Genomic DNA, 19,012 nt, shown 5'->3' with positions numbered 1-19,012 from the left:
GGCGGAAGGATTGGGGCATGAGCACAGAACCGAGCCCTGGCGACCAGCCAGCACCTCAGCCCCAGGACGAACCCCACCCTCAGCCCGGGCCCGTCCCGCCGGGCCCAGCGCCCCGCCCCGCTCCCAGCGGCGACTTCTTCGGCTGGATCCGCAGCCTCCGGCTCGCCCGCGGCGGTGAGCGCTGGGTGGGCGGGGTCGCGAGCGGCCTCGCCCACCGATGGGGCGTGGACCCTGTCCTTGTCCGCGGCCTCTTCATCGTCGCGGCGATCTTCCTCGGCGTCGGGGTGCTCGCCTACGGCATCCTGTGGCTCCTCCTCCCGGAACCCGACGGCCGCATCCACGCCCAGGAGGCCGCCCACGGCCGCTGGACGGCGGGCATGACCGGGGGGCTCATCGTCACCATCCTCGGCCTCGGCGGCGCCCGGGCCGGCTTCTGGTTCGGTGAAAGCGGGATCGGCGGCGCCTTCTGGGGCCTCTTCTGGATCGCGGTCGTGGCCTTCGGCATCTACAGCATCGTCCGGGGCAGCCGCAGGCGCGCGGGCTACCGCGCAGGCTGGCAGTCCCCTTCCCCGATGGGCCCGGGAACGGGCACCGGTGGAGCGCCCGGTCCCGACGTCGCGGCCGGGGAAGTCCCCGCCCCCGGCGACGACTACTACACGAAGCCGGGAACGGCGCCGTCGTACGCCTCCCCGACCGGCCACGGCACGGCCGGCCATCCCCGGCCACCGCAGCAGGCCCCCTTGCCGGAGCGGACCCAGTGGTCCGAGCAGGCCCAGTGGTCCGAGCAGGCCCACGCGGTGCCGTACTACGGCGGCCAGGGCGAGCCGAGCGCACCACCGTACTACGGCGGCTCGCTCCCCACAGTGCCCGTCCAGGCCTCACCCCGGCCGCCACGCCGGCGGGGTCCCTCGGCACCGTTCGTCCTCGTGATCCTGGGAGCGGCCGCGCTGGTCGCGGGCACACTCGGGGTGCTCGTCGCCACCGGCGCCCTCCCGCTCGCGCCGGGCGCGATCTGGACTGCGGTGGCCATCGTCATCGGCCTCGGCATCGTGATCGCCGGACTGCGTGGCCGGACGGCCGGCGTCCTGACGGTGTTCGCGGTCGTGGCCCTCGTGAGCGCGCCCGTGAGCCAAGGCGTGGAACGGTTCTCCGACGTCCGGACCCACACCGCCTCGTACGCGCCCGCCACGATCTCCCAGGCGACCGCCGGCTACGACATCACCGGCGCCAAGGGCACCCTGGACCTCAGCGCCCTCGACGCCGCACCGCTCGCCGCCGACGCAACCGTCCCTGTCAAGATCACGATGAGCGATATCGCGATCACCGTCCCCAAGGACGTCCCGGTCGAAGTCCGCAGCACCTCGACGCTCGCGGCCGTCAAGGCCGACGGCCGCACCTCGGCCGGACTCAGCCAGCGGGACACCACCACCTACAACTCGGGCAAGCCCGGGGCCACCCTCCTGGTGGACCTCGACGCTACCCTGAGCAATGTCACGATCACCGAGGAGCGCTGACATGAGCACCCAGCAGGAGACCCGGTCCGAGACCTCCGGACCGTCCATTGGAACGATCGTGTGGGGAGCTGTGGTCATCGTGGTCGGAGCGCTCATGCTCGCCAACCGGCTCGGCTGGTTCAGTGTGGACCCGGGCTACGCCGCCGCCGGAATCCTCCTCCTCGCGGGCCTCGGCCTCGTGATCGGCGGGATCGCCGCCTCGCGCCGCCGCCGGACGCTGGCTGCCGACGCCGCCCCCGTCGCGCCGCTCGAGCCCGTCCCCGACCCCGCAGCACCCCATGCCGCCACGCTGCCCAAGCCAAGCCCGTACGCCCCAGGGGACCCGGCCCGCGGGACGTCCGCACACGACGCGTCCGCGACCGACTGACCCCACCACCACCCACACCCAGGAGAGACATCATGGACTCGTTCTTCAACGCCCTCCGCTCCGCCGGACTCAAGCGCGGCCCGCGCAAGATCGTGGGCGGCGTGCTCGGCGGGATCGCCGACCGGCTCAACGTCGACCCCGTCTTTGTCCGCATCGTGTTCCTCGTGCTGTGCCTCCTGCCCGGGCCAGCCGTCCTCGTCTACCTCGCGGCGTGGATCCTCATCCCGGACCAGAGCGGCCGGATCATCCTCGAGGAATGGGTGCGGCCCAAGAGCATCGGCCCGGGCGCCGGCGGTCCCGGCACCGGCGGTCCGGGCGTGGGGGGCCCAGGCGCCGGGGGCCCCGCCGCCTGATCCGGGCCGCCTCCCTTCAAGGGAGCGCGAGCGGGAAGAAGGCCCCCGAGCCGGAGGAAGCCAGCGCAAAGCGCATCTGGAGCCATGGTCCGGCAGCTGCACGAAGCGGTTGCCGGACCATGGCTCCCCTGCTGCGTCCACGCATGTCTCCGCACGTGTCGCCGTACGCCCGGCCCCCTGCCCGTCCACGAGGCGACCGCGCGCCGTCGTGCGCGTCTCCGCCGCCGACTCATCCATGTGGCGTGCGCCACGCCCGCCGCGGCTAGAATGGGCCCGGGCTCAACGGGGCGCCTTGACCACACGATGCGCGCCCGCCCCGCTGGCGGCCGCCCCAAGGGAAGGCCCTGAATGAAGATCGGCATCCTCACGTCCGGCGGCGACTGCCCCGGCCTCAACGCCGTGATCCGTGGCGCAGTGCTCAAGGGCATCGCGGTCCACGGCCAGGAGTTCGTCGGGTACCGCGACGGCTGGCGCGGTGTGGTCGAGGGCGACATCGTCGACCTGCCGCGCACGAGCGTGCGCGGCATCGCCAAGCAGGGCGGCACGATCCTCGGTACCTCACGCACCAACCCGTTCGAGCATGGCGGCGGCCCCGAGGTCATCAAGGGCCACATGGACCGTCTCGGCATCGATGCCATCATTGCCATCGGCGGCGAGGGGACGCTCGCCGCGGCCCGGCGCCTCACCGACGCCGGCCTGAAGATCGTGGGCGTGCCCAAGACCGTGGACAACGACCTCGACGCCACGGACTACACGTTCGGCTTCGACACCGCGGTGGAGATCGCAACCGAGGCCATCGACCGTCTCCGCACCACCGGCGAGTCCCACCACCGGTGCATGATCGCCGAGGTGATGGGCCGCCACGTGGGCTGGATCGCGCTGCACTCGGGGATGGCCTCGGGCGCCCACGCGATCCTCATCCCCGAGCAGAAGGTCTCCCTGGACCAGGTCGCCACGTGGGTGCAGCTGGCCCACGACCGCGGCCGTGCACCCCTCGTGGTGGTGGCCGAGGGGTTCGTGCTCGAGGGCATGGCCGAGCCGCACTCGGAGCGCGGGCTCGACACGTTCGGGCGGCCGAGGCTCGGCGGGATCGCGGAGCAGCTCGCGCCGGAGATCGAGGCGCGCACGGGCATCGAGACCCGTGCGACCATTCTGGGGCACATCCAGCGCGGCGGTGTCCCCACCGCGTTCGACCGCGTGCTCGCGACGCGCCTCGGGATGGCTGCGATCGATTCCGTGGTCGACGGCCGATGGGGCACCATGGTCTCCCTCCACGGCACGCAGATTGTCCACGTGGGCTTCGAGGAGGCCCTCGGACGGCTCAAGACGGTCCCGCAGGACCGCTACGACGAGGCCGCCGTCCTGTTCGGCTGATCCGATGAGCTCGCGAGGGACCTTCCAGCCCGGGAGCCGCGGCATCGTGCGGCTCGCCTGGGCGCGGCGGCTGGGGCTGCCGGACCTGAGCTTCTCGGACGACGGCGCGCGCCTCCTCGGGCGCGTCGACAGCGCCCGGGAGCTGACCGCCGTCGTGCTCTTCGGCCAGCTCGCGGTGACCGGACCGGCCGGGCTGGTGGCGGCCGCGGCGGACCTCGGCCTCGACGAGGTGGTGGACGGGGGCGCGCTGCTGCGGCTCGCGGGCCACGGCGCGCGCGGGCTGCGGACCGCGGTGCTCGGGTTCGCCGACGACCTGCCGCTCGCCCAGCCCGACGTCGAGCCACAGGTCTCCCGGGGGGCGCCGGACGCCATCGGGCTCGAGATGCGGTGCCCGCCGGACGACGTCTCCTCCGCCGCACTGACCGAGCGCGAGCAGAGATTCACCCTCATGCTCCCGGACGGTCCCGCCGCCTGCGCCGCCTACACCGTCCGGGAGGGGCTGCTGGCCGACCTGAGCGTGCTCGTGGCGCCGCCGCTGCGGCGCAGGGGCCTCGGCCGGCTGGCGGCCTCGATCGCGGCCCATGAGGCCCTGGCTGAGGGCCTCATCGTCCAGATCGCAGTGCCGTCCCACGCCACCGCCGCCCTCCGGCTCGCCGATTCCCTCGGGATCCAGGCACAGGGCCATATCGCATCCGTGCAGCTGCCCCGGCCCTGACGCCGGGGTGCAGGGGTCAGCGCTGCGACTCCGGCACCTTGCCGGGCGCCGGGGCGGCCTCGCGCGGCATGTCGGCGGGCACCTTGACGAAGAAGAAGGCGATGGCGAGCCCCAGCACAGTGAAGGCCGCGGGCAGGAGCACGGACTGGGCCATCGCGGACGCAAAGCCCGCCTGCAGGAACTGCGGCAGGTGTCCCGAGGCGAGTTCGCCCGCCGGAGCAGCGGGGCCGCCGGACGGGAGGTCGGCCGCCAGGCGGGCCTCCATGAGGGCCGCGATGGCCGCCGAGCCGAGCACGGCGCCGACCTGGCGGGTCGTGTTGTAGATGCCCGAGCCCGCCCCCGCGAGCTGCGGCGGCAGGCTGCGCGTGGCAAGGGTCGCAAGCGGTCCCCAGATGCCGGCGTTCGCGATGCCGATCACCGCGCTCGGGATGAGCAGGAGCCAGATCGGCATGTCCGGCGTCATGAGCACCGCATAGAGCACGAGGCCCGCGGCGAACACGAGCATCCCGCCGATGTTCATGATCTTCCCGTGCCCGCGGTCCACGAGCTTCCCGGCGAACGGCGCGAGCACGCCCGAGAAGACGGCGAGGGGGATGCTCATGAGCGCGGACTCGGTCGGGGTCATGCCCCGCACGAGCTGGTAGTAGAAGATGACCGGCAGGCCGAAGGACGTGACGACGAGACCCACCACGGAGATTCCCGCGTTGGCGAGGGAGAAGTTACGGTCGCGGAAGAGGCCCAGGGGCACGAGCGGCTCGGCGCGGTTGAACCGCTGCCACACGACGAAGAGCACCATGACCACGACGCCCGCGATGATCAGGCCCCACACCGTGATCGGCCCGGAGATCGTGCCCCAGGAGTAGGTCTGGCCCTCCTGGATGCCGAACACGAGCAGGAACATGCCCGCGGCGCTCAGCGCGACGCCGAGCCAGTCGAAGCGGTGCGAGTGCGTGGGCAGCTTGGGCACGAGCCGGGCGGCGAGGACGAAGCCGGCGACGCCGATCGGCACGTTGATGTAGAACACCCACTCCCAGCCGAAGCCGTCAACGAGAAGCCCGCCGAGGATCGGGCCGACGAGCATGGCCACCCCGGCCGTGGAGCCCCAGATGCTCATCGCGGCGCCGCGGCGCTCCGGCGGGAAGATGCGGGTGATGACCGCCATGGTCTGCGGGGTCATGAACGCGGCGCCGAGCCCTTGGACGACGCGCGCGGCAATGAGGGACGCGATGGTGCCCGACAGTCCGCACCACAGGGACGAGAGCGTGAAGACGACGAGTCCGAACAGGTACATCCGCTTGGGCCCGAACCTGTCCCCGAGCCTGCCGGTGATGAGGAGGGGCACAGCGTAGGCGAGCAGGTAGGCGCTCGTGACCCAGATGACCGAGTTGATGTCCGCCCCGAGCGCCCGCATGATCGCGGGGTTCGCCACGGACACGATGGTCGTGTCGATGAGGATCATGAAGAAGCCGATGACGAGCGCCCACAGGGCGGCCCAGGGCCGCTCGATGTTGTTGTCCACCGGTCTAGGGTCTCACCTGTTGCTGACAGCGGCTGCCCGGATCCGTTCGCCTGTGGCGAGCATCTCGCTAGCCGGCGGTGCCGAACCTGTGCACGATCTCCGTCCGTCCGAACATGTGGGCGGTCTGGCGGGCGGTGGGCGAGCCGGCGTCCGGGTCCGCGCCCAGGGCCAGCAGCGCGTCAACGACCTCGTCGTATCCCTTGAACACCGCCCCGGCGAGCGGGGTCTGGCCCCGGTCGTTGGCGGCCTCGACGTCCGCCCCGTGCTGGCCGAGCAGCCGCACGGTGCCGGCATGGCCGTGGTAGGCGGCAAGCATCAGGAGCGTGTCGCCCGACTCGTTGGTGAGCGTCGCGGGGGCGCCAGCCTCGAGGTAGGAGCGCAGCACGGGCTCGTCACCGGCCCGGGCGGCGTCGAACAGCCGGCCCGCGAGGGCGATCACATCGTCGGGGATCGGGTTCTCGGTCATCAGTTTCTCCTGAGCAGTCCGGTGGGACGCCCGACGACCTGGCCGGCCTCCGGGGCAACAATGAGTTCCTGGGCCGCGGCGTACTCCTCGCCGTCCGCCTCGCCGAGGACGACGAGGTCGGCGTCGGGAGCCACGGAGCGCTTGAGCACGGCGAGGGCGATCGGCCCCATCTCGTAGTGCAGGGCCGCCGAGGTCACCCGGCCGAGCGGCTTCGCCGAGGTGGATCCGTCCCGCGCGACGACGGGGCTCCCGGGGGCCGGAAGCGTGTGCGTCGAGCCGTCGAGCTGCAGGAGCGTCAGGCGCCGCGGCGGGTGCCCGAGGTTGTGGACGCGGGCAACGGTCTCCTGGCCCTTGTAGCAGCCCTTGGACAGGTGCACGGCCGTGCGCAGAAGGTCCAGCTCGTGCGGAATGGTGCGCTCATCCGTCTCGACGCCCCACCGCGGTCGCCATGCGGCGATCCGGAGGGCCTCGGAGGCCATCGCGCCGGCCAGCCCCACGCCGTCGCCCTCGAGTGCCGCCGCCGCCTCGGCGAGGCGTTCGCGTTCGACGACGTGCTCGAACCACGGCCGCTCGAGCCCGGGGTGGTTCGCGTCGTCGACCGCCGCATAGCTGTAGCCGCCGGGAGCCACGTGCGGCCACGGGTCGACCCAGACGAGCGGGGCACCCTGGGGGCCGAACGCGTCGAGGACGTCGAGGCGGCGGGTTGACCCGATGACGCCCCAGGTGTCGGATTCGTCGGCGACCTCGACCCGGAGCATGAACTTCATGGACGTGAGCCACGCGGCGAGTCCCTGCGCCTCGCCGCGCTCAACAAGGAGCCACGCCTTCTGGCCGTCGTCGATGATGCGGGCGTCGAACTCGATGCGGCCCTGCAGGCTCAGCAGCAGCAGTTCGCTCGACTCCCCCGGGACCAGGCGGGTGACCTGCTGGGAGGAGAGGGTGGTGAGCCACGAGAGGCGGTCGGGGCCGGCGACGGTCACGACGCCGCGGAAGGAGAGGTCGACGGCGGCACGCCCCGCTGCGAGGTCCCGCTGCTCCCGCACGGGGTCTCCGTAGTGGGCGGCGACGCCCTCGTCGGGACCGTGTGCAGCGACGGCGCCGGGGCGCGCGAGGAGGGGCGAGGCGTGAGTCATATTCGGTGCAACGCTCGGCGGGGCCATTTCACTCCCGGGTCCGCTCCCCGGCGGGACCGCGCCGGACGCGTGGTACGTCACTCGGCGGGGGCAGGACCGGTCTGCGCCGGGGCGACCCGCTTGAGGATGGCGGAGGCGTGGGGGGCGAGCGGTTCACCGCCGCAGGCCACGTCCCAGCGCCAGAAGAGGTCCGAGTTGACGAGCCCGAAGATCCGGGTCGCGGCCTTGTAGTCCCGCGCGTGGGCGCCCCTGAGCACGGCGTCGGTGCTCAGCTGGATCTGGGGGCCCTTGATCTGCCCGTAGTACAGCTCGGCGATGCTGCCGGGGTGGACGATGGTCACCGTGATGTCGAAACCGTCCTGTGCATTGCGCAGGGACTCAACCTCCTCGGCGGAGGTGAAAGCCGGCACGATGTCCGGCGGCATCATGCCCGGTCCCCCGTCCGCATCCTGGAGCGGCCGGTCGATCTGCCAGTAGCCCGTCTCCGCGGAGAGGGGCCGGATGCGCTTCCCGTCCTCGTCCGCCAGCCAGCTCTCCGCGCTGTACTTGAGGTACGGGAATCCGTCGTTCGCGAAGACGACGTGCTGGATGAAGTGGGGGTCGTCGCCTTCGCCGGCCCCGAGGCGGCCGTGGCCTTCCCATTCCCCGATCAGCCACGACAGTGGGACGAGCTCGGGGGTCAGGCCGGTGGGAATCTCCATAGGCACGAGCGGCTCCTAGGAAGGCGGGATGGTGCGAGGCCCTGCAGGGTCACCCGGCAGGGTCAGCGCTGGCCCTTGTACAGCTTCCAGATCACGAGGCCGGCGAACCATGCCATGGCAACGGACGTGACGGCAAGGAGGACAAGGAAGAAGATCTCGAATGCTGCAACGCTCATACGGCCCATCGTAGCGTGTGACGCACGGCCGCCCGACCACGACTTCGTCACACCACGAGCATGCGGTCCAGCAGGTAGGCGACCGTTCCGACGGCAAAGGCCGGCGCCAGGCCGAGGGCCACGAAGCCTGCCGTGGCGATCCGGTCGCGACGCGTGCTGTTGAGCGCGCGGAAGGCCGCGAGCACCGCCCCGATCACCACGCCGGCGAGGGTGGCCGGGAGAAGCTTGATGTCGGCGAGGACGAGACCCGCGAGGGGCGCGGCGAGCCCAGCGAACACGATGGCGAGCGGTGCCACGATGGTGTCGGGCCAGCGGATCATGCCGATCAGGACGGCGACCACTGTGCTGATGGCCGCGACGAGGAGCATCGACCCCGCGCCGGTGAGCCGCGCCGTCGCCGTCCACCCTGCCCCCAGGCAGCACAGGAGGACGCCGGCGCTCGCGCCGAATGCGGATTCGAGGCGGTGGCTCTGCCCCGTACCGCGGATCAGCTGGACGATCACGACGGCCATGACGCCGACGGCGATCGCAAGGGGGGTCCAGACGAGGTACTCGGGGCCGCGGGCGAACGCCGCCGAGGCCGCCGAGGCGATGCCCGCGAGCGAGATGACGGCGCCATTGGTCTTCTTGGCGGGGATGCCGAGGAAGTGCGGCCAGCCGAAGCCCACGGCGACGGCCACGACAGAGGTGCCCAGGGTCTGCGCGATCGGGCCGCCCAGGCTGGACGCGGTGGCGACCGCAACACCGGCGATGGCCACCGCTCCACCGGCGACCGAACGGGCGGTCGCCTTCACGTCGCCGTCCTGTGCAGAGGGCGCGGCCGGGTTCCGTGGTCAGTGTTGCTCACCCTGCCATCCTGCCTCACGACGCACGCGAATGTGACGCATGCCCGGGGTGCGGAGCGCGGCTCGTTCTATAATCGACCGTCATAGGCACCACTGCCCGACGCCGTGCAGACAGATCCTGACGGAGGAACCATGTCGCACATCCTGCTCCTGACGAACGCCGCGGGCGCGTCAGCCGACATCCTCCCCGCGCTCGAGCTCCTCAACCACCGCATCCACGTCCTGCCGGCGGAGCCCACTGCCCTGCTCGACGCCGACCCCTCGGACGTCGTCTTCGTCGACGCCCGCAAGGACCTGGTCGGCTCCCGCTCCCTGACCCAGCTGCTGCGTGCCACGGGCCTGAACGCGCCGCTCATCCTGATCCTCACGGAGGGGGGCATGGCCGCCGTCTCGTCCGCCTGGAGCGTCGACGACATCATCCTCGACTCCGCAGGGCCAGCCGAGGTCGAGGCGAGGATCCGTCTCGCCGTCTCGCGTGCGGCGACCGTGGAGGAGCCGGAGACGGAGATCCGCGCGGCCGGTGTGGTGATCGACGAGTCCAGCTACACGGCGAAGGTCAATGGCGAGGCCCTGAACCTGACGTTCAAGGAGTTCGAGCTCCTGAAGTACCTCGCGCAGCATCCGGGGCGGGTGTTCACCCGGCAGCAGCTGCTGACCGAGGTGTGGGGCTACGACTACTACGGGGGCACGCGCACCGTGGACGTCCACGTCCGACGGCTCCGGGCGAAGCTGGGGACCGACCACGAGGGGCTCATCGGAACAGTGCGCAACGTGGGCTACCGGCTGACGCTGACACGGCTCGCGGAGGACGAGCTCAGCGAGGCCTGAGGCAGCGGGGACGGCAGGACGACGGCGGGGCCGGCATCGTCACGACGATGCCGGCCCCGCCGGTTCTGTGGAGGACATACGGGTCGAACGTATCAAGGCCGCCCCACTGGCGGATCCCCCCTGCCCGCCGATACCCCGGCGGCAGAGTGCGACTCTACCCCGGCAGGGAGGATGCAGGCAAACCGGAGCCAACACCTGCCACTTCAGGCCCTGTTCGCTAGCCTGTCCCCATGACCAGCGCATACCCGCAGGATTGGCCAGTCACCGTCGTCGAGGGACGCGTCCCGCAGGCCCTGTGGGCGGAGGTGCGGGAACTGCTCGAGGCAGCCGAGGAATCGGACGGGAATCCCTCGCTCTCAGAGCAGACCACCGTGCTCATGCGTTCGCCCGAGACCCATAACGAGGAGATCCTCACCGTGGCGGTGCATGCACTGGACGACACCTCCGGCTCCTCAGTGCCGGAAGACCTCGCAGGGGTGGCAGCGATCTCCTTCTCCCCCGACGGCACCGGGGTGGCCGAGCTGGCCGTGCATCCGAACTACCGCAATCAGGGGGTCGGCGTCCGCCTCGTCGAGGCGATCCGCGAGCTCCGCGGCAGTGCGGGCCTCAAGGGACTGCGGGCCTGGTCGCACGGCAACCACGAAGCCGCGGCCGAGCTCGCGCTCGACTACGGGTTCGTGCCCGAGCGCGAACTGTGGAAGATGGTGCTCGTTCACCGGCCGCACGCCGACTCGCCGGCGCTGCCCGAGGGGGTGTCCATCCGGACGTTCGAGCCCGGCCGCGACGAGGACGCGTGGCTCGCCGCGAACCACGCGGCGTTCGCCCACCACCCGGAGCAGGGCCAGCTGCGCCGCAGCGACCTCGAGGCGCGCATGGCCGAGGACTGGTTCGACCCGGCGGGATTCTTCCTCGCCGTGGACGAGGACGACCGCATCCTCGGCTTCCACTGGACCAAGGTGCACCCCGCGCACGGCGAACACCGCGCGCTGGGCGAGGTGTACGTGGTCGGCGTGGTCCCGGAGGCCCAGGGCAACGGGCTCGGGCGCGCCCTCACCCTGCACGGCATCGACTACCTCCATTCGCTCGGCTTGGGCACCGTGATGCTGTACACCGACGCGGACAACCTGCCCGCCGTGGCGATGTACCGCAGGCTCGGCTTCACCCTGTGGGACAGGGACGTCCTCTACACCGCCTCCTAGTAGGGTTGGACCATGACTGAAGCCGCTCGGGACCAGAGCACTCCCGCGCCCGCGCCGCACCTCGCGGCGGCCGGCACGCACGACGGCGCGGGCTCGCCTCCCAGCCTCCGGCCCGCTCGGACCGCTCCCGTCTTCGGCTCCTCCGAGGTTCCCGCCGCGAGGGCCACCGAAGACCGCTTCTACATCCCGGAGACGGAGCCGAATGCCGAGCCGGAGGGCGAATACGGCCCGGACCGCTTCCTCGACCGCGAGCTGAGCTGGCTCGCGTTCAACCAGCGGGTCCTCGAGCTCGCGGAGGACCCGGACCTGTTCCTGCTCGAGCGGGTCAGCTTCCTCTCGATCTTCGCCTCGAACCTGGACGAGTTCTTCATGGTCCGGGTCGCCGGGCTCAAGCGGCGCATCGCCACCGGCCTCGCCGTCCCCTCCCCTGCAGGGCTGAGCCCGCACGAGGTCCTGGACCAGATCTCCGAGGCAGCCCACGTCCTGCAGGAGCGCCACACCCGCGTCTTCGCGGAGCAGATCCGGCCCGCCCTCGAAGAGGCGGGCATCCGGCTCGTCTCGTGGGAGGACCTCGGCGAGGGCGAGCACGAGCAACTGAGCACGATGTTCCGGGAGCAGGTCTTCCCGATCCTGACCCCGCTCGCGGTCGATCCGGCCCACCCGTTCCCCTACATCTCGGGCCTGTCCCTGAACCTCGCCGTGATCGTGCGGAATCCGGTGAGCGAGAAGGAGCTGTTCGCCAGGCTCAAGGTGCCGGACCAGCTTCCCCGGCTCATCTCCGTGGACGGCCCGAGGGCGGGAGCCCGCCGCGGGGCCAGGTTCATCCCGCTCGAGGACCTCATCGCGGTGCACCTCGACCAGCTCTTCCCCGGCATGGAGGTGCTCGAGCACCACACCTTCAGGGTCACGCGCAACGAGGACCTCGAGGTCGAGGAGGACGACGCCGAGAACCTCCTCCAGGCGCTCGAGAAGGAGCTCCTGCGGCGGCGGTTCGGCCCGCCCGTGCGCCTCGAGGTCACCACGGACATCAGCCCCAACGTCCTCGCGCTCCTCGTCCGGGAGCTCGGGGTGGACGAGCCGGAGGTGTATTCACTGCCGGCACCGTTGGACCTGCGCGGCCTGTCCGTGATCGCGGGGATCGACCGGCCCGAGCTGCACTACCCCAAGCAGCTCGCGCACACCTCGCGCTTCCTCAACGAGTCAGAGACGGCCAAGGCGGCGAACGTCTTCGCGGCGATGCGCCGCCGCGACATCCTCCTGCACCACCCGTACGACTCGTTCTCGACCTCGGTGCAGGCCTTCCTCGAGCAGGCCGCAGCAGACCCGAAGGTCCAGGCCATCAAGCAGACCCTCTACCGCACCTCGGGCGACTCGCCCATTGTGGACGCGCTCATCGACGCGGCCGAGGCCGGCAAGCAGGTCCTCGCGCTCGTGGAGATCAAGGCCCGCTTCGACGAGCAGGCCAACATCTCGTGGGCGCGCAAGCTCGAGCAGGCCGGCGTGCACGTGGTGTATGGGATCGTGGGCCTCAAGACGCACTGCAAGCTCTCCCTCGTGGTGCGCCAGGAGAACGACGGGCTGCGCCGCTACTGCCACATCGGCACCGGCAACTACCACCCCCGGACCGCGCGGTACTACGAGGACCTCGGCCTGCTCACGTGCGACGAGCAGGTGGGCGACGACCTCTCGAAGCTCTTCAACCAGCTCTCGGGCTACGCGCCGAAATCCACCTTCAAGCGCCTCCTCGTGGCGCCGCGCTCGGTGCGCTCGGGCCTCATCGACCGGATCGAGACCGAGATCCGCAACGCGAAGGCGGGCCTCCGCGCCCGTGTGGTCATCAAGGTCAACTCCATGGTGGACGAGGCGATCATCGACTCGCTGTACCGCGCCTCCCAGGCCGGAGTGCGAGTGGACGTGATCGTGCGCGGCATCTGCGCCCTCAGGCCGGGGGTGCCCGGCCTGAGCGAGAACATCACCGTCCGCTCCATCCTGGGCCGCTTCCTCGAGCACTCCCGGGTGTTCGCCTTCGCCAACGGCGGCAACCCGGTGATCTACATCGGCTCGGCAGACATGATGCACCGCAACCTCGACCGCCGCGTCGAGGCCCTCGTGCAGCTGCGCAACCGCGAGGACATCACGGATCTCGTCGCCCTCATGGACCGGTACATCGCCCCGACCACCTCCTCGTGGCACCTCGGCCCCGATGGGAACTGGACGCGCCACCATCTCGACGAGAACGGCCGTCCGCTCGAGGATGTGCAGTCATGGCTCCTCGCCTCCCGGACCCGGCAGCGGGCCGCTACCCTGCGCTGATGGCGGACGCACCGGTCGAGGACCAGACCGAGCACTTCGACGAGCCCGTCGCCGTCAGCGCCGCGGGAGCCATCCCGTGGCGCAGCGCCGGCGAGGAGCTGCAGGTCCTCCTCATCCACCGCCCCAGGTACGACGACTGGTCGTGGCCCAAGGGCAAGCTCGACGACGGGGAGACCCTCCCCGAGTGCGCCGCCCGCGAGGTCCGCGAGGAGATCGGGGTAGACGCCCGCCTCGGGATCCCCCTGCCGACAACGCACTACCGCGTCTCGGCCGGCCTCAAGGCCGTCCACTACTGGGCACTGCAGCTCGAACGCTCCGCCAACCTCAGGCCAGACGGCCGCGAGGTGGACCAGGTCCACTGGTGCGGCCCGGAGGAGGCCGAGCTCCTGCTGAGCAACCAGACGGACGTTCTCCCCCTCAAGGCGCTCGCAGAGGCACACCGGAAGGGCACCCTCGCCACGAGGCCCCTCATCCTGCTGCGTCACGCCAAGGCCAAGCCGCGCAGTTCCTGGACCAAGGCCGAGGGAGACAGAACCCTGGCCGCGAGCGGGGTCCGCCAGGCGCAGGCGGTCGGCCGGCTCCTGACGGTGTGGAAGCCCCGGCGGGTCGTGACGAGCCCGTGGCGCCGCTGCCTGGACACCGTGCTGCCCTACGTGCGGGCGTCGCGGGAAAAGGTGAAGATCCGGCTGGTCGATGACCTGACCGAGCACCGCGCGGCGAGGAAGCCGCGCAAGGCCGCGGCCGTCGTCGTGCGTCTCTTCGACAAGCGGCAGCCAGCGGTGCTGTGCACGCACCGACCCGTCCTGCCGATCATCCTCGACGAGTTCCGCACGTTCCTCGCGCCCGGACTGGCGGACCAGCTGCCGTCCTCGGACCCGTACCTGGCCCCCGGGGAGCTCATCGTGTTCCACGTGCCGGTCGAGGGCCGGGCGCGCGTCGTGGCCCTCGAGCAGGTGAAGCCCTTCGATGACTGACCAGCGACTAATGACTAGGCAGGCTCCATGATCCCCACCCCCTACGAGGACCTCCTCCGCGATGTCCTCGAGCACGGCGTCCACAAGGGCGATCGGACCGGCACGGGCACCCGCAGCGTCTTCGGCCGCCAGGTACGGTTCGACCTCGCCGAGGGCTTCCCGCTCATCACGACCAAGCGCGTGCACTTCAAGTCGGTCGCGCTCGAACTCCTGTGGTTCCTGCGCGGCGACTCGAACGTGCGCTGGCTGCAGGAGCAGGGGGTCAGCATCTGGGACGAGTGGGCGGACGACGCCGGCGAGCTCGGCCCCGTCTATGGCGTCCAGTGGCGCTCGTGGCCCACACCGGACGGGGGCCACATCGACCAGATCGCGGCAGTCATGGAGTCGCTGCGGGCCAACCCGGACTCGCGCCGGCACCTGGTCTCGGCATGGAACGTCTCCGAGATCTCAAAGATGGCGCTTCCGCCCTGCCACGCGCTGTTCCAGTTCTACGTCGAGCCGGTCGAGGACGGAGCCGCGAGGCTCTCCTGCCAGCTCTACCAGCGCAGCGCGGACATGTTCCTCGGCGTGCCGTTCAACATCGCCTCCTACGCGCTCCTGACGCACATGGTCGCCCAGCAGCTCGGGCTCGCGGCGGGCGAGTTCGTGTGGACCGGCGGTGACTGCCACATCTACGACAACCACCTCGAGCAGGTCCGCGAGCAGCTCTCCCGCGCGCCCTACCCGGCGCCCCGGCTGGTCATCGGCCGGACGCCGGAGAGCATCTTCGACTACCGGTACGAGGACTTCGAGGTCCTCGGCTACCAGCACCACCCCACGATCAAGGCGCCGATCGCCGTATGACCGCGAACGGCACGGCTGCCCGCGAGATCGGACTCATCTGGGCCCAGACGGAGCAGGGCGGGGTCATCGGCAAGGACGGCTCCATGCCGTGGCATGTGCCCGAGGACATGAAGCACTTCGCCGCGACCACGAGCGGGCATCCGGTGGTCATGGGCCGGCGCACCTGGGACTCGATCCCCGAACGGTTCCGGCCGTTCTCCCACCGGACCAACATCGTGATCACGCGCCAGCAGGGCTGGGAGGCGAGCGGCGCCGTCGTCGTGCACTCCCTGCCCGACGCGCTCGCGGCAGCCGCACAGGCGCCGGGCGCCGAACGCGTGTGGGTGATCGGCGGCGGCACGGTGTTCGAGGAGGTCCTGCCCCTCGCGGACATCGCGGCGGTCACCCTCCTGGACCTCGACGTCGACGGGGACACGTTCGCACCCCACCTCGGCGCGGACTGGCGGCTCGCGTCCGTCCAGCCGGACGACGGCGGCTGGCTCTCCTCCCGCACGGGCGTCCCGTACCGCATCGCCTGGTTCCGCCGGGCTGCCACGGCGCAGGAGTAGAGCCCGCGGCTTCCGTCCCCGCGGGAAGAGCGCCCGGCGCGGACGTCGGCGTGCGGCGCCGGGAATGTAGTTAGCTGGTCCCATGGCCACCGCAGCAACCCCCAGCCCCTCTCCCAACACCGCCGGCTCGCCCGCGGCCGAGCAGATCGGCCTCGGCTTCGCGGAGGTCCTCGCGCTGCTGGCGTTCCACGGGGGCGAGTCGGCCCCGGCAACGGCCGAGCTGCTCGGCGTGGACCGGTACGCGGCCGTTCCCGAGATGGTCTCCGCGGGCGTCTCCTCCCTTGTGGCGCGCAGCTTCGCCCATGTGGATGCCCACGGGGAGCTGAGCGTGGAAGGGGCCGTGGCGGGCATCGCCGTCGCCCTCGGAGGTGCTCAGCGGCGGATGCTGCTCACCCTCCAATCCGACGCATGGACTGACCGCATCGTCCTGCTCGAGGCGCCCGAGGTCGCGGTCCTCGCCCGGCCGCGCGCCTACGGCACCTGGTGGGTCCTCCCCCAGCCCGCCGACATCCCCCCGGCTGAGGCCACCTTCCACCTCGTGCGCGGGCACCTCGCCGAGCATCCCGAGGGGCAGGTGCTCGTGGAACGGCACATCGAAGGACAGGGCGTGGCGCTGCGCATACGTGCCGCGCACGACGGCGGGTGGCTGCTCGGGCAGGTCGTGCCGGGGACCGACGAGGTCGCCGACGTGCCGGCCGACGACCACGCGCTGGTCGTGACCCTCCGGGCCGTCCGCGGCGACCAGATGCCCTGAGACGGAAGCCACAGACGAGGCCTCCCGCCGCCCCCGTAGAATAGAGGGCATGACTTCTTCGGTAGGCTTCGTCGGCTGGCGTGGGATGGTGGGCTCCGTCCTCATGGAGCGCATGCAGGATGAGGGCGACTTCGCCTCTCTCGACCCCGTCTTCTTCTCGACGTCCAACGCGGGCGGCGCTGCCCCGTCGTTCGCCGAGGGCGCCCCGGCCCTCCAGGACGCGTACGACATCGAGGCCCTCAAGAAGCTTCCGATCATCGTCACCGCCCAGGGCGGCGACTACACCAAGCAGGTCCACCCGCAGCTGCGTGCGGCAGGGTGGGATGGCCTCTGGATCGACGCGGCCTCGACCCTGCGCATGGACGACGACTCGATCATCGTCCTCGACCCCGTCAACCGGCAGGTCATCGACGAGGGCCTCGCCTCCGGCGTGAAGGACTTCATCGGCGGCAACTGCACCGTCTCGTGCATGCTCATGGGCCTCGGCGGCCTGTTCCGCAACAACCTCGTCGAGTGGGGCACCTCCATGACGTACCAGGCCGCCTCGGGCGGGGGCGCCCGCCACATGCGCGAGCTCCTCACCCAGTTCGGCACACTCAACGGCGCCGTTGCGGCGGAACTGTCCGACCCGGCGTCGGCCATCCTCGAGATCGACCGGAAGGTCCTCGCGGCGCAGCGCGGAGGCGTGGACGCCACGCAGTTCGGTGTGCCGCTTGCCGGTTCCCTCATCCCGTGGATCGACGCCGACCTCGGCAACGGCCAGTCCAAGGAGGAGTGGAAGGCCGGAGTCGAGACGAACAAGATCCTCGGAACCGCCGCGGGCGCCGCCCTCGAGCCGGTGATCATGGACGGGCTGTGCGTGCGCATCGGCGCCATGCGCTCCCACTCCCAGGCGCTCACGCTCAAGCTGCGCGAGGACCTCTCCGTGGCCGAGATCGAGAAGCTCATCGACGCCGACAACGAGTGGGCCCATGTGGTGCCCAACGAGAAGCAGGCCTCGATGGACCAGCTGACCCCCGTGGCCGCGTCCGGCACCCTCGACATCCCCGTGGGCCGCATCCGCAAGCTCGAGATGGGCCCCGAGTACATCTCCGCCTTCACCGTGGGCGACCAGCTCCTGTGGGGTGCGGCCGAGCCGCTGCGCCGCATGCTCAAGATCGCCGTCGGGACCCTCTGAGGACTCCCGCTGCCCGGGCGCCAGAATCGTATGGCCGAGGGCCATCAGCCGGCGAGCTTCGCAGCTCGCGCGAAGGCGGAGAGGACCTTCGCCGCGATCAGGCCCGGGGTGCTGAGGTCGGCCCACCGGACCCGGACGATCATCCAGCCCTCCGCGACAAGCGCGTTCTCCCGCCTGCGCTCGGCGAGGAGGACCTCCGCGGTGGGCCGGTAGGCAAAGTACTTGCTCTCGCCGTCGAACTCGAGAATGACCCTGAGTTCGGGCCACGCGAAATCCGCCCTGTACAGGCCTTCCTCAGTCATGACCTCGAACTGGAGCTGTGGCGGAGGCAGGTCCGAGGCGGCCAACGCGAGCCGGGTGCGAGTCTCTCCAGGTGACTCGGAGCGGGCATCAAGTACCCCGAGCAGGCGCTCCACCCTGCGGGACCCTCGCACCATCCCGGAACGCTCCGCAGCTGCGGCGATCCCTCGGACGGAAGCCCCGCGCCGCAGTGCGTGGTCCCCGATGACCGCCGCTCGTTCGACATCGAGCACTCGCGCACAATCGGCGACTGTTCGGTTGATCGACGTGAGGCGGAGCGTCCGCCCCCTGCGGAGGACCTGCACGAGGTCTTCGCTGCCGACTGGCTGGCGGTGAGCCACCACGTCCGGCCCGTGGCTCCGGGCCGACGACGCATACGGCACCGTGACGTGGATCCGATCGCCGGCGTCCCACACTGAACATCCCAGGAGCCGAGCTGCCGTCATATGGCTGTACGTCGCCGGCATCGCCCGGGCAGCAGCATGGGCGTCGATGCGGTACATGTCCTTCTCCCATGGCTTCGCAGCGTTCCACACGGTGGCGAGCACGTAGGCGCCCCGCCGAATGCGGTGCACACAACGGGCCCGGACAGCCTCGGTCAGGACGCGGTCGGTGATGCCCGCGGAGGCGAGCGTGTCCGTTGTTGCCACGGGGGACGCGGGCCAGCGGTCCTCGACCAGGGCTCGAAGTGCTGAGGGATGCATACGCGTAGTCTGTCGCAACCGAGGGGTCGAGCGGCTGCGCCGGGGACGACTGTGGATAACCCGGGTCGCTGCCCCGTGACCTCGCGGACCGATGCGGCAGTCTGGTCGGCCCTGGGCCGCAAGATCGGTGCCGGGCCGCACCGTTCATGCGGCCCTGGGCCGATAGTGCGGTCCAGGGCCGATAGTGCGGTCAGTGCGGAGGCCGCCGT

At 71.1% G+C, this 19,012-nt stretch carries 19 protein-coding genes; 13 read left to right on the top strand and 6 right to left on the bottom strand.

Features of this window, described 5'->3' with window-relative positions:
• The first annotated feature begins 17 nt into the window (after positions 1 to 17).
• From IE231_RS16280 to IE231_RS16260, 5 genes are all read left to right on the top strand, one after another.
• The gene (locus IE231_RS16280) at positions 18 to 1,514 is read left to right on the top strand and encodes a PspC domain-containing protein (RefSeq protein WP_189695048.1); all 1,497 of its coding nucleotides are present in this window, start codon (positions 18 to 20) and stop codon (positions 1,512 to 1,514) included.
• 1 nt (position 1,515) lies between these two features.
• Entirely contained in the window at positions 1,516 to 1,881 is a 366-nt protein-coding gene (locus IE231_RS16275; protein WP_189695047.1) for a hypothetical protein, read from the top strand.
• A 32-nt stretch (positions 1,882 to 1,913) separates the two neighbouring features.
• Entirely contained in the window at positions 1,914 to 2,234 is a 321-nt protein-coding gene (locus IE231_RS16270; protein WP_189695046.1) for a PspC domain-containing protein, read from the top strand.
• Positions 2,235 to 2,582: 348 nt separating this feature from the next.
• Positions 2,583 to 3,608, top strand: a complete 1,026-nt coding sequence (locus tag IE231_RS16265; protein WP_189695045.1) for a 6-phosphofructokinase — start codon at positions 2,583 to 2,585, stop codon at positions 3,606 to 3,608.
• A gap of 4 nt (positions 3,609 to 3,612) precedes the next feature.
• The gene (locus tag IE231_RS16260; RefSeq protein ID WP_189695044.1) at positions 3,613 to 4,323 is read left to right on the top strand and encodes a GNAT family N-acetyltransferase; all 711 of its coding nucleotides are present in this window, start codon (positions 3,613 to 3,615) and stop codon (positions 4,321 to 4,323) included.
• A gap of 16 nt (positions 4,324 to 4,339) precedes the next feature.
• On the opposite strand, the gene IE231_RS16255 is transcribed toward IE231_RS16260, so the two are convergent.
• The 5 genes from IE231_RS16255 to IE231_RS16235 form a co-directional block, all read right to left on the bottom strand.
• Positions 4,340 to 5,782 carry an MDR family MFS transporter gene (locus IE231_RS16255; protein WP_189695065.1) on the bottom strand — a complete coding sequence of 481 codons (1,443 nt, stop codon included), beginning with the start codon at positions 5,780 to 5,782 and terminating at the stop codon, positions 4,340 to 4,342.
• 127 nt (positions 5,783 to 5,909) lie between these two features.
• Positions 5,910 to 6,308, bottom strand: a complete 399-nt coding sequence (locus IE231_RS16250; protein ID WP_189695043.1) for an ankyrin repeat domain-containing protein — start codon at positions 6,306 to 6,308, stop codon at positions 5,910 to 5,912.
• Positions 6,308 to 7,441, bottom strand: coding sequence for a CAF17-like 4Fe-4S cluster assembly/insertion protein YgfZ (gene ygfZ / locus IE231_RS16245; protein WP_189695042.1), 1,134 nt, complete (start codon positions 7,439 to 7,441; stop codon positions 6,308 to 6,310). The genes IE231_RS16250 and ygfZ overlap by 1 nt, the downstream gene beginning before the upstream one ends.
• Positions 7,442 to 7,518: 77 nt before the next feature.
• Positions 7,519 to 8,148, bottom strand: coding sequence for a nitrobindin family protein (locus IE231_RS16240; RefSeq protein WP_189695041.1), 630 nt, complete (start codon positions 8,146 to 8,148; stop codon positions 7,519 to 7,521).
• Positions 8,149 to 8,365: 217 nt separating this feature from the next.
• A complete protein-coding gene (locus IE231_RS16235; protein ID WP_189695040.1) occupies positions 8,366 to 9,112 on the bottom strand; it encodes a permease in 747 nt (248 codons plus the stop codon).
• A 183-nt stretch (positions 9,113 to 9,295) separates the two neighbouring features.
• Here IE231_RS16235 and IE231_RS16230 point away from each other — a divergent pair, with 183 nt between their 5' ends.
• From IE231_RS16230 to asd, 8 genes are all read left to right on the top strand, one after another.
• Complete coding sequence (locus IE231_RS16230) at positions 9,296 to 9,991, top strand: winged helix-turn-helix transcriptional regulator (protein ID WP_189695039.1); 696 nt, start codon at positions 9,296 to 9,298, stop codon at positions 9,989 to 9,991.
• Between the two features lie 230 nt (positions 9,992 to 10,221).
• Positions 10,222 to 11,190 (top strand): mycothiol synthase, encoded by a 969-nt coding sequence (gene mshD / locus IE231_RS16225; protein WP_189695038.1) that lies wholly within the window; start codon positions 10,222 to 10,224, stop codon positions 11,188 to 11,190.
• Between the two features lie 12 nt (positions 11,191 to 11,202).
• Positions 11,203 to 13,503 carry an RNA degradosome polyphosphate kinase gene (locus IE231_RS16220; protein WP_189695037.1) on the top strand — a complete coding sequence of 767 codons (2,301 nt, stop codon included), beginning with the start codon at positions 11,203 to 11,205 and terminating at the stop codon, positions 13,501 to 13,503.
• Entirely contained in the window at positions 13,500 to 14,477 is a 978-nt protein-coding gene (locus IE231_RS16215; RefSeq protein WP_189695064.1) for an NUDIX hydrolase, read from the top strand. The genes IE231_RS16220 and IE231_RS16215 overlap by 4 nt, the downstream gene beginning before the upstream one ends.
• Before the next feature lie 27 nt (positions 14,478 to 14,504).
• Complete coding sequence (locus tag IE231_RS16210) at positions 14,505 to 15,320, top strand: thymidylate synthase (RefSeq protein ID WP_189695036.1); 816 nt, start codon at positions 14,505 to 14,507, stop codon at positions 15,318 to 15,320.
• A complete protein-coding gene (locus tag IE231_RS16205; protein ID WP_189695035.1) occupies positions 15,317 to 15,868 on the top strand; it encodes a dihydrofolate reductase in 552 nt (183 codons plus the stop codon). Before IE231_RS16210 ends, IE231_RS16205 begins: the two co-directional genes overlap by 4 nt.
• Positions 15,869 to 15,950: 82 nt before the next feature.
• Entirely contained in the window at positions 15,951 to 16,622 is a 672-nt protein-coding gene (locus tag IE231_RS16200; protein ID WP_189695034.1) for a hypothetical protein, read from the top strand.
• Positions 16,623 to 16,671: 49 nt separating this feature from the next.
• Positions 16,672 to 17,799, top strand: coding sequence for an aspartate-semialdehyde dehydrogenase (gene asd / locus IE231_RS16195; protein ID WP_189695033.1), 1,128 nt, complete (start codon positions 16,672 to 16,674; stop codon positions 17,797 to 17,799).
• A gap of 44 nt (positions 17,800 to 17,843) precedes the next feature.
• Here asd and IE231_RS16190 read toward each other — a convergent pair whose 3' ends face one another.
• A complete protein-coding gene (locus IE231_RS16190; RefSeq protein WP_189695032.1) occupies positions 17,844 to 18,803 on the bottom strand; it encodes a hypothetical protein in 960 nt (319 codons plus the stop codon).
• Positions 18,804 to 19,012: the final 209 nt, after the last annotated feature.

Source organism: Sinomonas cellulolyticus (assembly GCF_014656475.1).
In the GTDB taxonomy this organism is placed as follows: domain Bacteria; phylum Actinomycetota; class Actinomycetes; order Actinomycetales; family Micrococcaceae; genus Sinomonas; species Sinomonas cellulolyticus.
This window is presented reverse-complemented; position numbering and strand designations above follow the sequence as displayed.